Origin of the sequence: Ulvibacter sp. MAR_2010_11 (genome assembly GCF_002813135.1) — a bacterium.
Classification (GTDB): Bacteria; Bacteroidota; Bacteroidia; order Flavobacteriales; family Flavobacteriaceae; genus Altibacter.
The window spans coordinates 964060-978549 of record NZ_PHTY01000001.1 but is presented as its reverse complement, the minus strand read 5'-3'; the positions used below and the strand labels follow the sequence as shown (position 1 = coordinate 978549).

General features: G+C 39.5%; 10 protein-coding genes. 9 read left to right on the top strand and 1 reads right to left on the bottom strand.

What is annotated here, in order from left to right:
* Window positions 1–76: 76 nt before the first annotated feature.
* On the bottom strand, window positions 77–949 hold the full coding sequence (locus ATE92_RS04610) for a RimK family alpha-L-glutamate ligase (protein ID WP_100802587.1): 873 nt from the start codon (window positions 947–949) through the stop codon (window positions 77–79).
* A 145-nt stretch (window positions 950–1094) separates the two neighbouring features.
* Here ATE92_RS04610 and uvrC point away from each other — a divergent pair, with 145 nt between their 5' ends.
* From uvrC to ATE92_RS04565, 9 genes are all read left to right on the top strand, one after another.
* The gene (gene uvrC / locus ATE92_RS04605) at window positions 1095–2891 is read left to right on the top strand and encodes an excinuclease ABC subunit UvrC (RefSeq protein WP_100802586.1); all 1797 of its coding nucleotides are present in this window, start codon (window positions 1095–1097) and stop codon (window positions 2889–2891) included.
* The gene (locus ATE92_RS04600) at window positions 2888–5122 is read left to right on the top strand and encodes a patatin-like phospholipase family protein (protein WP_100802585.1); all 2235 of its coding nucleotides are present in this window, start codon (window positions 2888–2890) and stop codon (window positions 5120–5122) included. Before uvrC ends, ATE92_RS04600 begins: the two co-directional genes overlap by 4 nt.
* A 61-nt stretch (window positions 5123–5183) precedes the next feature.
* Window positions 5184–6341 (top strand): homogentisate 1,2-dioxygenase, encoded by a 1158-nt coding sequence (locus ATE92_RS04595; RefSeq protein ID WP_100802584.1) that lies wholly within the window; start codon window positions 5184–5186, stop codon window positions 6339–6341.
* Between the two features lie 260 nt (window positions 6342–6601).
* Window positions 6602–7762 (top strand): 4-hydroxyphenylpyruvate dioxygenase, encoded by a 1161-nt coding sequence (gene hppD, locus ATE92_RS04590; RefSeq protein WP_100802583.1) that lies wholly within the window; start codon window positions 6602–6604, stop codon window positions 7760–7762.
* Window positions 7763–7863: 101 nt separating this feature from the next.
* Window positions 7864–8634, top strand: coding sequence for a DUF3108 domain-containing protein (locus ATE92_RS04585; protein WP_100802582.1), 771 nt, complete (start codon window positions 7864–7866; stop codon window positions 8632–8634).
* 21 nt (window positions 8635–8655) lie between these two features.
* Complete coding sequence (locus ATE92_RS04580; protein ID WP_232729110.1) at window positions 8656–9570, top strand: tryptophan 2,3-dioxygenase family protein; 915 nt, start codon at window positions 8656–8658, stop codon at window positions 9568–9570.
* A gap of 18 nt (window positions 9571–9588) precedes the next feature.
* Entirely contained in the window at window positions 9589–10812 is a 1224-nt protein-coding gene (locus tag ATE92_RS04575) for a peptidoglycan DD-metalloendopeptidase family protein (RefSeq protein ID WP_100802580.1), read from the top strand.
* A gap of 184 nt (window positions 10813–10996) precedes the next feature.
* Window positions 10997–13612 (top strand): TonB-dependent receptor, encoded by a 2616-nt coding sequence (locus tag ATE92_RS04570; RefSeq protein ID WP_100802579.1) that lies wholly within the window; start codon window positions 10997–10999, stop codon window positions 13610–13612.
* Window positions 13613–13724: 112 nt separating this feature from the next.
* Window positions 13725–14168, top strand: a complete 444-nt coding sequence (locus tag ATE92_RS04565; RefSeq protein ID WP_100802578.1) for a hypothetical protein — start codon at window positions 13725–13727, stop codon at window positions 14166–14168.
* Window positions 14169–14490: the final 322 nt, after the last annotated feature.

Below are 14490 nucleotides of genomic sequence, written 5' to 3'. Positions count from 1 at the left end.
ACAATTGCAAGATACTAAAATGCATTCCTAATATAAAACTTAGCGACAAATGTTCTAGCGAAGGAAAACAGTACAGCTATCGCTTGTTCCGTTCAATATATCCAATGATGCTTTTCGAAATGTTTTTGCCTGTGGCGGTTTCGATACCTTCCAGCCCGGGGGTAGAATTTATCTCCAGTACCAAAGGACCGCGCTCCGATTGCAAAATATCCACCCCACACACGCCCAGACGAAGTGACTTTGCGGTTTTAAGAGCTATAGTCTGCTCATCACTACTTAGTGTAATTTCTTGAGAGGAGCCTCCCCGATGTAAATTAGACCTAAAATCCCCAGCTTTACACTGTCGTTTCATAGCTGCAACTACCACACCATCGACCACAATTGCTCGAATATCGGCGCCCATAGATTCGGCTATGTACTCTTGAAGCAAGAACTTCACCCCCGCCGCATGTAATGTTTCAATCGTGGCGAGTGCGTTCTGATAAGTTTCGGCTAAAATAACACCCTGCCCATGCGTGCCCTCCAATAGTTTTATTATTATTGGTTTTCCTTCAAAACTCTTTAACTGATCTTCAAAATTAATGGGATGTACCAACACTGTTTTTGGAGTGGGAATACCAGCCTGCGACAATATCTGAAAGCTAGTCCATTTATCACGGGATTGTACAATGGCATCGGCGGTGACCACTGTAAATACTTTCATAGCCTCAAAATGACGCACCAAAGCAGATCCGAAGTAAGTATTGGAAGCGCCAATTCGTGGAATCACTGCATGTAAATCGTCTACAAGCTCGCCTTGAAATTTTAACACCGGCTTTCCTTCTTCCACCGATAATTCACAATGATCGGGGTCCAGGACTTCCATTACATGATTTCTGGCTTCTCCCGCCTTTAAGAGACTTTGGGTAGAGTATAGCTTTTCTCCGCGGGATAAAATGGCTATGTTCATTCGTTGTAATTAGCTAATGCAATGTAGTAAAAAAATAAACCGAGAATGTTAGGATAAATATAACGTATTGGGTTTAACCCTTCTTTAACAATAATTGAAACAAGGAAGCGCTTTTTAAAAGCAAAAATGCAACTATCTTTGAGGTATGGCAGAAGCGTCTATTCCCTTACAAATTTCTACGCTGCCCCAATCGCCGGGGGTCTATCAGTATTACGATAAGGATGAAAAATTGCTCTATGTAGGAAAGGCCAAAAATTTAAAGAAACGGGTCAATTCCTATTTTACAAAACAACACGATAATGCCCGTACACGCTTACTGGTAAAGAAAATACATAACATAAAACACATTGTAGTTGCCACCGAAACAGACGCGCTTTTACTTGAAAATAACCTGATTAAAAAATACCAGCCCAGGTATAATGTCATGCTCAAGGATGATAAAACTTATCCTTGGATTTGTATAAAAAACGAACGTTTTCCAAGAGTTTTTTCCACACGCAGACTTATAAAGGACGGCTCCGAATACTTTGGTCCTTACACCAGTATGAAAACCGTCCATACGTTATTAGATCTTATTAAAGGATTGTATCCACTTCGTACTTGTAATTACGATCTGGCTGAAGAAAAAATACAGACCGGAAAGTATAAGGTGTGTTTGGAATACCATCTGGGTAATTGCCTGGGACCCTGTGAAGGGTTGTATTCTGAGGCGCAATACAACGAAACCATCGAGTCCATCCGAAACATTGTAAAAGGGAATTTTAAAGATTCGCTGGTGCGGTTTAGAAAGCAAATGAAAACCTATGCCGATAACCTCAACTTTGAAGACGCTCAGCGAATTAAGGAAAAGATAGATATTCTTGAAAACTATCAGGCAAAATCTACGGTTGTAAATCCGAAGATCACCAATGTAGACGTCTTTTCCATCGTTTCGGACGAAAGTTATGCCTATGTCAATTTTCTTCAGCTGTCCTTTGGCGCGATCATTCGATCGCACACCCTCGAAATAAAAAAGAAACTGGATGAAACCGATACCGACTTATTACAATTGTCCGTAATCGAATTGCGGCAACGCTTTCATTCACAATCCAAAGAAATCTATGTTCCTCTGAAAATTGTAGTGGAAGATGGAGTAAAAGTGCATATCCCGAAGGCCGGAGACAAAAAACACATTTTGGATTTATCGACCCGAAACGCCAAGTATTACCGAATGGAGCGCTTTAAGCAGGCTAAAATTGTAGATCCCGATCGTCATGAAAAACGCATCATGGCGCAGATGAAAAAGGATCTTCGATTATCCGAAGAGCCTCGTCATATAGAGTGTTTTGACAATAGCAACATACAGGGATCACATCCTGTAGCTGCCTGCGTGGTTTTCAAAAACGGAAAACCAAGCAAGAAGGACTATCGAAAGTTTAACATAAAAACAGTAGAAGGCCCCGATGATTTTGCTTCTATGGAAGAAGTAGTTTTCCGCAGATATAAAAGAATGCTCGAAGAGGAGCAACCCTTACCACAATTAATCATCATAGATGGAGGGAAGGGACAATTGTCCTCGGCGTTAAAGAGTTTGGATAAATTGGAATTGCGAGGGAAAATTGCTATAATAGGAATTGCCAAGCGTTTGGAAGAACTATTCTATCCCGATGACCCCATTCCGTTGTATTTGGATAAAAAATCGGAAACCTTAAAAATAATTCAGCAACTTCGAAACGAAGCCCATAGATTCGGAATTACGTTTCACAGAGACAAGCGAAGTAAAGATGCTTTAAATACAGCATTGGAGACCATTCCCGGGATTGGCGAAAAAACAGTAATCGAATTAATACAACAGTTTAAAAGTCCCAAACGTATTGCCAAGGCTAGTTTCGAAGAACTTGCCCAGGTAGTTGGAGCGAACAGAGCTCAAAAAATTATAACCCATTTTCAATCCGCCGAATGAAGAGAATAACTTTTATACTCCTTGTATTACTTTCAGGATTAGTCCTTGCGCAAGAGCAAGAGACCAAAGACCTAAAAGTAGGTTTGGTATTGAGTGGTGGGGGCGCAAAAGGACTGGCACACATCGGGGCATTAAAAGTGATTGAAGATTCGGGGATACGAATCGATTATATTGGAGGAACCAGTATGGGCGCGATTATAGGGGCGCTATACGCTTCGGGATATAGTGCAAGGCAATTAGACTCCATTTTTAATCAAATTAACTTCGACGAGTTAATTCAGGATCAAATTCCGCGTAGCGCCAAAACCTTTTACGAAAAAGAAGAATCTGAAAAATATGCGCTTACACTTCCTTTCGACAAGTTTCAGGTTGCGTTTCCATCGGCCTTGTCTAAAGGGCAGAATGTCTATAATTTTCTATCAAAACTCACTGCCCATGTTAACAATGTGGAAGATTTTAATAAACTCCCCATCCCTTTTTTCTGTGTTGCAACTAATGTCGAGACAGGAAAAGAAGTAATTCTCAACAAAGGCTACCTCCCCAGAGCGATTACCGCCAGCGGTGCATTGCCCTCGCTTTTTAGTCCGGTAATTATTAATGAAACCTTAATGATTGACGGGGGGGTGGTAAATAATTATCCGGTAGATGAAGTACGAGCCATGGGAGCCGATATAGTAATTGGAGTAGATGTGCAAGACACACTTCGTACGCGGGATAAATTAAAAACCGCTTTCGACGTATTGGTTCAAATTAACAATTACCGCACCATTAACGACATGATAAAAAAGCGGGTCAAAACAGATATTTATATTCACCCCAATATCGATGATTTCACGGTTGTTTCCTTCGATCAGGGAGAAAATATTATAAAGGCAGGTGAGGATGAAGCCAATACTTTTAAAGATGAATTACTGCAGCTGGCAGCGCAACAAAAAGCAAAACCAAAAGTGAAAATCGATTTTGTAAAAAGCGACTCACTGTTTATTAAAGAAGTTCGTATTGATGGAATTGAGAAGTATACCCGGTCGTATGTGCTGGGTAAATTAAAACTTCTTACTCCCGCAAAAACTTCATACAAGCGTTTTAACGAGGGAATAAATAACCTGTCTGCCACAGGAAATTTTCAGGATATAAATTACAGGTTTATTGAAGACAGGAATGGAGAAACAACGGTATTGCTGCATGTGCGTGAAAGTCGCACTAATACATTGTTGCGATTGGGAGCACATTATGACGACCTCTTTCGAACAGCAGCCTTGATAAATGTGACCCAAAAGCGCATCTTTACGAACAACGATATAGCCTCTTTCGATTTTATAGTAGGAGACAATGTGCGCTACAATTTCGATTACTATATCGACAAAGGTTATTATTGGAGCATCGGTCTTAATTCTAGGTACAATACTTTCGAAAAAGGTGTTCCCATAGATTTTGTTGACAGTGAAGTTTTTGCTGCAGTAAATACACAACTCAATCGAATTTCCCTTAAATACCACGATGTAACCAATCAGATATACGCTGAAACGCTTTTTAGACGCTCCTTTTTATTGGGATTGGGGGTCGAGCACAAATGGCTTCGCTATTTGTCTGAATCTATAGGCATAGACGAAGATAACAACCCAAGAACCATCTTTGAAAGCACCAATTATTTCAGCAGCTACGGGTATTTAAAGTACGATACATACGACAATAGTTTTTTCCCAAATAAAGGCTTGTATTTTAAAGGAGACTTTCACCTCTATCTGTTTGCCGAAGGCCTGAACAAAAACTTCGACCAATTTTCAATCTCAAAAGCCAAAGCAGGTTATGCATTTTCCTTTTTAGATAAGTTTTCGGCAGTGCTATCCACCGAAGGCGGCTTTAAAATTGGAGGAAAGAATACCAAGTCGCTCGATTTCTTTGTTGGGGGTTATGGTTTTAAAGATATCAATAACTTGGTATCGCTTTACGGGTACGAAGCGCTAAGCCTCAGAGGAGATACCTATTTAAAGTCTACAATAACTTTGGACTATGAAATCTTCCGAAAAAACCACATCAATATTTCAGGAAATATTGCAAATGTAGGAGACAATCTGTTTGGGAACGGACAATGGATTGACGGAGTGGATTACAGTGCGATTGCGTTGGGATACGGACTCGAAACCTTCTTAGGGCCTGTGGAGGCAAAATATTCGTTTTCTCCCGAGCGTAACGAAGGCGAGTGGCATGTAACGGTGGGGTTTAGGTTTTAATAAAACCTTAGACAAAAACCATCATATTTTTTCCGATATTTGTATAGCAAACACCCATATTATGCCTTTTTATCACAAATTGGGAAAGATACCTCCCAAACGACATACACAATTTCGCAAACCCGATGGCACGCTTTATTCCGAACAACTTTTTGGAACCATTGGTTTCGACGGGATGTATAGTAATTTATACCACGAACAACGGCCTACTCAGGTTAAAAAAATTGAAAAGCAATACAGCGTTGCGCCTAAAATAGCCAAGGCAAACAATATGCAGTCGTATCGCTTTCGCGGCTTTCAGGTGGCTCCCGAAAATGATTACCTGGACAGTCGGAAAATCGTACTTACCAACAACGATTGCAACATCATACTCGCAGCGCCCAAAGAGTCTCAAAAAGAGTATTTCTATAAAAATACCGATGCAGACGAGTTAATCTTTATTCATAAAGGAAGCGGAAAGTTACGCACCCACATGGGGAATCTGGATTTTAAATACGGAGATTATTTGCTGGTACCTCGCGGTATTATCTATCAAATTAATTTCGACAGCGAAGACAATCGCTTGTTTATTGTAGAATCCTATCGTCCAATTTATACACCCAAACGATACCGAAACTGGTTTGGCCAACTCCTGGAACACTCCCCCTATTGCGAAAGGGACATCCGCAAACCCATGGAACTGGAATCTTATGATGAAAAAGGGGACTTCCTGATTAAAATTAAAAAGCAAAACGAAATTTTCGAAATGGTTTACGCCTCACATCCTTTCGATGTGGTGGGATACGACGGGTTTAACTACCCCTATGCCTTTTCCATTCACGATTTCGAACCAATAACGGGCCGAATCCATCAGCCGCCACCGGTGCATCAAACCTTCGAGACCGATGCCTTTGTGGTGTGTAGTTTTGTGCCGCGAATATACGATTATCACCCCTTGAGTATTCCCGCACCTTACAACCATAGCAATATAGACAGCGATGAGGTGTTATATTATGTAGACGGCGATTTTATGAGTAGAAACGATGTAGATGCAGGCCATATTTCGTTGCATCCGGCCGGAATTCCACATGGACCGCATCCCGGAGCTACCGAGCGAAGTATCGGAAAGGTAAAAACAGACGAGCTGGCAGTGATGGTCGATACATTCAAACCCTTAAAAGTAACCGAAGAAGCCCTAAAAATAGCCGACGAAACCTATTATCAGTCATGGCTCGAATAAAAATAATGCAGGAGCTTTTTCCCGCTTTCCGCTGTATCTCCCAATCAAGTTGGGAGGATGCCGCTGCAATCGGGGCTATTTCTGGAAATTAGAAAATAGATGTTAGATATTAGAGAAAAGTAAGGAGAGAATAGAAGTTAGATAGTAGAGAAAAGACAAGAGCGGTAAGAAAAATAACACTTTAAAAATTTTAAATAAAATAAATAGCACTTCCAAAATAGGCTAATTCGCCAATTGGCTTATTATCAAATTATCAAATTATGAGTAAAGAAATTAAATCAGTAGACTACGGCTTAGAAAAAATATTTGAAGGCGCCGAAGACTTTCTGCCCTTGTTAGGAACAGATTATGTCGAATTTTATGTAGGTAATGCCAAGCAATCGGCACATTTTTACAAAACCGCCTTCGGTTTTCAATCACACGCCTATAAAGGTCTGGAGACGGGTTCAAGGGATTCGGTAAGTTATGTGTTGAAGCAGGATAAGATTCGTATTGTACTCACCACACCTTTAACAAGTAAATCTCCTATTAACGACCACATTGTAAAACACGGTGACGGAGTAAAAATAATTGCCCTTTGGGTAGACGATGCACGTTCTGCCTACGAGGAAACCACTAAACGCGGCGCAAAGTCGTATATGGAGCCTACGGTCGAAAAGGACGAAGATGGAGAAGTAGTTCGCGCCGGAATTTACACATACGGTGAAACTGTACACATGTTTGTGGAACGCAAAAATTATAAGGGTGTTTTTCTTCCCGGATTCAGACCTTGGAAGTCGGATTATAACCCGGAGCCAACAGGTCTTAAATACATAGACCATATGGTGGGCAATGTAGGTTGGGGACAAATGAATACCTGGGTAAAATGGTACGAAGATGTGATGGGATTTGTAAATTTCCTTTCCTTCGACGACAAGCAAATTCACACCGAATATTCGGCATTAATGAGTAAGGTGATGAGTAACGGGAACGGCCGTATCAAATTTCCTATCAACGAACCTGCCAAAGGAATTAAAAAATCACAAATTGAAGAGTATTTAGACTTTTATGAAGATTCCGGGGTACAACATCTTGCATTGGCGACAGACGATGTAATTAAGACCGTAGCACAATTAAAAGCGCGTGGCGTAGAATTTTTGCCGCCTCCGCCACAAGAGTACTACGACGATATCCCGAGACGTTTGGGAACTCATATGGACGTGATGAAGGAAGATATAAAGGAATTACAAAGGCTTTCTATTTTGGTGGATGCCGATGAAGAAGGTTATTTGTTGCAAATATTTACAAAACCTTTGGAAGACAGACCTACGCTCTTTTTTGAGATTATTCAACGTATGGGTGCCAAAGGCTTTGGAGCCGGAAATTTTAAAGCTTTGTTCGAGTCTATTGAACGCGAACAGGCTGCGCGAGGAACGCTCTAAGGCAGTTGTAACATTACCTAAACTCCATCGACTATTCTGATGGAGTTTTTAGTTTGGAATGGAAGTTGCATTTCAGCTTTCATAAACAATAACCCAAACCTATGAAAAGACTAATTATAGTATGTTTACTCGGGGTGGTTACTTCGGTAGCGGCACAACAGAAATCCTATGGCGACGGCGAGTGGTTTAAATTTAGAGTGCATTATGGTTTTGTAACTGCCGGATATGCTACTTTGGAAGTAAATAACGCAAAACTCAATGGTAAAGAGGTATATCACATAAAAGGAGAAGGAAAAACAATTGGCGTTTCACGATGGTTCTTTAATGTTGAAGATTACTACCAGTCGTATGTAGATAAGCAGAAGGATATTCCATATCGGTTTATTCGGAAGATTGACGAAGGAGGACATACCAAAGATATTCAGATAGATTTTAATCACAATACCAATAAGGCTACCATATTAAATAAAAAACACAACGAAACCGAAATTGTTTCCTTTCCAAAGGATGCCCAGGATATGGTCTCTTCCTTTTACTATTTGAGAAACAATCTGGACGTAAAAAATCTCGAAGTGGGTGATACGATGGATATGGATATGTTTTTCGACAAGGAAAATTATAAATTCAGGCTTAAATTTTTGGGTAGGGAAACCCTAAATACTAATTTTGGCAAAGTTAGGTGTTTAATTTTTCGACCTTACGTACAAGCGGGAAGAGTTTTTAAGGAAAAGGAGAGCCTTACAGTTTGGGTAAGTGATGACGAAAATAAAATGCCGTTGCTTATAAAAGCAGATTTGGCAGTAGGTTCCTTAAAGGCAACGCTAACACAATTCAAAGGACTTAAACACTCTTTTAAAATTATTGCAGACTAAATCATGGAGATAACCCCTGAAATGAAGAGCCTTTTAGAACAGCTGGAAAAAAAATATGACACCATTGGTCAGGATTTGAATACGCATTTGGAAGGCTTATTGTACAGCGAGCCCATAACCTATTGGGATTATATTCAAACCGATGCCCTGCTTAATCTCCAAACGCAAAGAACAACCTTACCCGATGAGATGGTCTTTATCATGTACCATCAAATTAACGAGTTATTGTTTAAAATGATACTTTGGGAAATAGATCAGGTAGCACACAACAAAAACATCACAGCTCAGTTTTTTTCAACCAAATTAATGCGAATTAGCCGCTATTTCGATATGCTTACCTCTTCATTTACAATTATGGGTGATGGAATGGAAGTTGAGCAGTATATGAAATTCAGAACGACCCTAACTCCGGCCAGCGGATTCCAAAGTGCGCAGTATCGAAAAATTGAATTTGCTTCCACAGACCTCATCAATTTAATAGATGCAAGGTTTAGAGATACGATAGACAGAGATACACCTTTCGAACACGCCTTGGAACATTTGTATTGGCAGGCTGCAGGGAAGGATTATAAAACGGGTAAAAAATCCCGCTTACTCACCGCTTTTGAGGAACGATATAAAAATGAATTTATCGCCTTTACAAAAGAATATAATACTATAAATTTGTATGCAAAATTTAAAGAACTTCCTAAAGAGGTGAAGGAAGACCCTAAATTAAGAGACGCCATGCGTCATTATGATTATACTGTGAACGTTACCTGGGTGATGTCCCATTATAATACGGCTAACAAATACCTCAATATAAATAATAAGACGGTCGAAGCAACGGGTGGAAGTGAATGGACCAAATACATGCACCCAAAATACCAAAGAAGAATATTCTTCCCGGAAGTATGGACCGAACAAGAATTAAGAGATTGGGGAACCAATGTCTAGCAAAATGTAAAACATAAATTGAAGAAACTAACCTATTTACTCCCCCTGATTTTAGCTTTTATAGCCTGTGACACGACCAAAGATGATGTGGTTGAAGAAGAAATAATTGACGAGATTCCCATCATCGAAGAATACGGCTACACCCTAAACGACTTTAACGTAATACGTGACACCATTAGACCCGGAGATACATTTGGGGTTATTCTGGATGCAAATGGTGTTCCCCAGCATAAAATATTTGAAGTAGCCAATAAGTTTAAAGACAGTTTCGACGTTCGGAAAATCGTAGTTGGAAAACCTTATGTATTACTAAATTCCAAAGATTCCTTAAATACTACTCAGGTTTTTATTTACGAAACGAACAAAATTGACTTTGCAGTAGTAGATTTTCGCGATACAGTGAATTGCTATACCGATAGAAAACCAATTCGTTTTCAGGAAAGAGAGGCTTCGGGAGTTATTACCAATTCCCTCTCTCAAACAATGGAGGAACAGAATTTAAGTCCGTATATGACAGATCGTTTGGCGAATATATATGCATGGACAGTTAATTTCTTTCATTTACAACCGGGGGATAGATTTAAAGTTATCTACACCGAAAAGTTTATCAATGATACTATTTCTGCCGGCTTGGAAGATATAAAGGCGGCTTATTTCGAGCATAAAGGCAAACCTTTATATGCGTTTAACTTCGAAACCGATTCGGTAAAGCACGTAGCAGATTATTACGATGAAAAGGCCGATAATCTAAGAAGGGCTTTTTTAAAGTCGCCCATTAAATTTAATTTCAGAATATCCTCGCGCTATAATTTAAGCAGACGTATTAAATACTACGGGTACAAATTGAGACCGCATCGGGGTACCGATTTTGCCGCTCCCATGGGGACACCTATTCTCGCCACAGCAGACGGTACCGTCACTAAATCTGAACGCAGAGGAGGCAATGGAAATTATGTAAAAATAAAACACAACAGTACCTTCGAGACACAATACCTACACATGAAAAGTCGCAATGCAAGAGTAGGGCAATACGTTCGGCAGGGCGATGTAATTGGCTGGATAGGAATGACCGGAAATACCGGAGGTCCGCATGTGTGTTATCGATTTTGGAAGAACGGAAAAGAGGTAGACCCGTTTAAAGAGGATCTTCCTTTTTCAAAACCCCTACCCGTCGAATTTCATGAGGATTATTTCGCTTTTATCTCTCCTTTAAGGGAACAAATAGATTGTATTCCTTTTTAAATGAACTCTTTTTCATTTGTTGATAAGATTGTTATTAATTAAAAGCCTGTGAATTAATAGCTTATATAATTCATAGTAATTTTAATGTTAAGAAATATTGTTAATTTCTTAACATTTATTGCCGTGTAAAAGTTTTATTTAAAATACTTTTGCAGGTAAATTTATTTAACTAAAACTAACACTTATGAAAAAACTACTACTCTTTATTTTACTATTAGGCAGCTTTGCTGCTTTTTCACAAGGAACCGTTACGGGGACCTTACTAGACGGGGAAACCGGGGAAACGCTTCCGAGTGCGAACGTGGTTGAAACCGGAACCTCCAACGGTACAGTGGCCGATATGGACGGAAACTTTACATTGAATGTTTCCAAAAATCAAGGAGCTGTAACCGTTTCTTTTGTGGGATATTCTTCCAAAAAGATTAATTACACTCTGGTAAACGGATCAGCCAACTTAGGTTCTGTCAGTCTGGATTTAGATGCCGACGCTTTAGGGGAGGTAGTGATTGTTGGTAAAGGAGTAATCGATCTTGCCGGTGGAAGAGAAACACCTGTGGCTGTTACTACTATTCTTGCTGAAGAAATTCAAAGAAAAGCAATAGGGAATGTCGAAATTACCGAAGCGGTTAAAAGCGCTCCTTCTACACACGTATCAGGTGAAAGCGGATTTGGAGATTCTCAATTGTATTTAAGAGGATTCGACCAAAGCAACATTGCCATCTTACTAAACGGACAACCGGTAAATGGGATGGAAGATGGATTGGTATATTGGTCAAACTGGGCCGGTGTTGCCGATATTGCCACCGCAATTCAAGTACAAAGAGGTCTTGGTGCTTCAAAATTGGCTATCTCTTCGGTGGGTGGAACTACCAACATTGTAATGAAAGCAGCCGACAGAAAAGCCGGTGGTTTTGCTCGCTTTTTAGGAGGTAACGATAGTTATGCCAAAGGTACAGTTGCTTACAACACGGGAATAAACGATAATGGATGGGCTTTTTCTGCCCTGGTAGATTACTGGCAGGCACATAGAAAATGGTCAAAAGGAACTTATGGACAGGGACAAAATTATTTCTTTGCTGTTGGGTATAAGCCAAACGAAACACATGCATTTAATTTCTTGATCACAGGTGCACCACAATTACACGGTCAAAAATGGTCACAGTCTAAAGAACGTATCGCAGCAGATCCAAAGTTCAACGAACACTGGGGCTATACTTCTGACGGAATTGAGTCTGAAAGACAAAACTACTATCACAAACCGGTTATTAACTTGAACTGGGACTGGGATATAAGTGATGTAACCGATCTTTCGACAGTGGCGTATGCCTCATGGGGTCGTGGTGGAGGAACCGGAAATTTGGGTTCAAGTTCGGCAAGAAAGAGAACCGAAGATCCCGATGGGGATGGCCCTCTTATTGGTCAAATAGACTATGACGCTATTGCGGCTAACAATGCCATAGTTGGAGTTGGTGGTGATTATGGTGGTGAATTTGGATCAGGTTATATTAGAAGAGCCTCTGTGAACAATCACCAGTGGTTTGGAATGGTTTCAAATTTAAACCACGAATTTTCTAAAAGCTTCAACGTGAATGTGGGAGCCGACCTTCGATTCTATAGAGGAGATCACTTTAGACAAGTAACAGATTTATACGGATTATCGGGATGGGATGATAATGGTACCGATAACCCAGGATTATTAATCACGGCTACTTTTGACCCAACTCCATGGGCAGCATTATCTAATTTTGCAGATGAAGGAGATAGAATTGGGTATGATTATTCCGAAAACATTAACTACCAAGGAATTTTTGGACAAATGGAATACGCAACCGATGTATTTTCTATGTTTGTTCAGGGAGCATTTTCTAATCAATCCTACCAAAGAGATGGTCGTTTTATAGAGGACGAAGACGGATTAGGAAAGTCGGACAAAGTAAGCAAAACAGGTTATAATGTTAAAGGAGGTCTTTCTTATACGATTGCCGGAGATCACAAAATATATGCAAATGCCGGTTACTATTCAAGACAACCTTATTTGGATAATATTTTTGTAGATATTAGAAGTTCGAACGAATTAATAAAGAATCCTGAAGTTGACAATCAAACTATCACTTCTTTCGAAGGGGGATATCATTTCAAATCGAATAGAATTAAGGCAAATTTCAATGCCTATGTAACCGATTGGGACAACAGAACTTTAACCGATGACGGTATCGATGACAATGGTACTCCAAAAGATGAAACGGATGATTTTGAAATAAATATTATCCAAAGAGGGATCAGACAATTCCATACAGGAGCCGAGTTCGACATTAGTTTCAAGGCTTCAGACTGGCTAACGTTGCAAGGATTTTTGTCCGGAGGACGTTGGATTTACAAAGGAGAGTCCAGTGTTTTTATTTATAATGATGCAACAGGAGCACTTATTTCAGAAAGTGACGGTGTGAATCGCGATGGTGTGAAGGTGTCCAATGCCCCTCAACTTACCATGGGTCTTGGCGGACTTGTAAAAATAGTAAAAGGTCTTAGTGTGGATGCAAGTATCAAACACCAGGAGCGTCACTACGAATATACCGATGTTAATACCTCAGCGACTGATTATATGCCATCTAGACTAAGTCCGTATGCTATCACCGATGCAGGTCTTACATACGATTTCGACTTGGGAAGTAATGAGCTTACTTTTAGAGCAAATGTGTATAATGTGTTTGACTATATAAGACTGTCTAATAGCGATGCATTTGGGTACTATACAACCAATGGTAGAACCTATAACGGATCTATTAAGTACTCTTTTTAATCCTTCCTAAGGATTACTAAATCTTAAAAATGAAAGAGGCTGCTATTATTTAGTAGCCTCTTTTTTATGGTAATTATTCCTACCTTTATATAAATTAACTAAAACCAAAACTATGTACTCAACATTACAATTCATTCATTCATGGTGGGCCTATCTGGTCGTGTTTGTGGTAGTGATTGCCACTATTAATGCCCTTGCAGGCTTTGTTACTAATAAAGAATACGGTCCCAAAGACTTCAGACTTGCCCTCTTCGCCCTTATAGTAACACATATTCAATTTTTAATAGGCCTGATTCTGTTTTTTGTGTCTCCTTTGGGTCTTCAGAATATATCAAACCTGGGGATGGGAGAAATCATGAAAAATTCCGAATTCAGATTGTATGCCATCGAACACCCAATTGTAATGCTTTTAACGGTTATTTTAATAACAGTGGGCTATTCAAAACACAAAAAGAAACTGGTTTCCAAACCCAAATTTAAGGTGCTTACCATTTTTTATACCATAGCCTTGGTTTTTCTTTTAAGTAGAATTCCATGGCAACAGTGGTTTAATTAAACTGAATTTATAAATGAGCCTGTCTGTAAAGTATTAAAACTTGTCATTCTGAACCAGCCTACCTACCGGCAGGCTTAATTCAGAATCTTAGAATATTTATTTACAATGAAGATTGAGGTTTTTAATAAGCTAAACAAATTCGATAAATTTGATTTCTTATGTGATTATGGTATTTTTTTGTGCGCAAAAAAGGAATTGAACAAGAAATTTCTCCTCTATTCAGTCGATAATTATTTTGTTGAAGAAGAGTGGGATTATCCAAATAAGAGAATAGTTGCTTATAGAAGTTTTGTCGATGACAGTTTATTAGATGAATATTATC

Coding starts and splice junctions, on each gene's coding strand:
- ATE92_RS04610 (WP_100802587.1), bottom strand. CDS start 949: ATGAACATAGCCATTTTATCCCGCGGAGAAAAGCTATACTCTACCCAA.
- uvrC (WP_100802586.1), top strand. CDS start 1,095: ATGGCAGAAGCGTCTATTCCCTTACAAATTTCTACGCTGCCCCAATCG.
- ATE92_RS04600 (WP_100802585.1), top strand. CDS start 2,888: ATGAAGAGAATAACTTTTATACTCCTTGTATTACTTTCAGGATTAGTC.
- ATE92_RS04595 (WP_100802584.1), top strand. CDS start 5,184: ATGCCTTTTTATCACAAATTGGGAAAGATACCTCCCAAACGACATACA.
- hppD (WP_100802583.1), top strand. CDS start 6,602: ATGAGTAAAGAAATTAAATCAGTAGACTACGGCTTAGAAAAAATATTT.
- ATE92_RS04585 (WP_100802582.1), top strand. CDS start 7,864: ATGAAAAGACTAATTATAGTATGTTTACTCGGGGTGGTTACTTCGGTA.
- ATE92_RS04580 (WP_232729110.1), top strand. CDS start 8,656: ATGAAGAGCCTTTTAGAACAGCTGGAAAAAAAATATGACACCATTGGT.
- ATE92_RS04570 (WP_100802579.1), top strand. CDS start 10,997: ATGAAAAAACTACTACTCTTTATTTTACTATTAGGCAGCTTTGCTGCT.
- ATE92_RS04565 (WP_100802578.1), top strand. CDS start 13,725: ATGTACTCAACATTACAATTCATTCATTCATGGTGGGCCTATCTGGTC.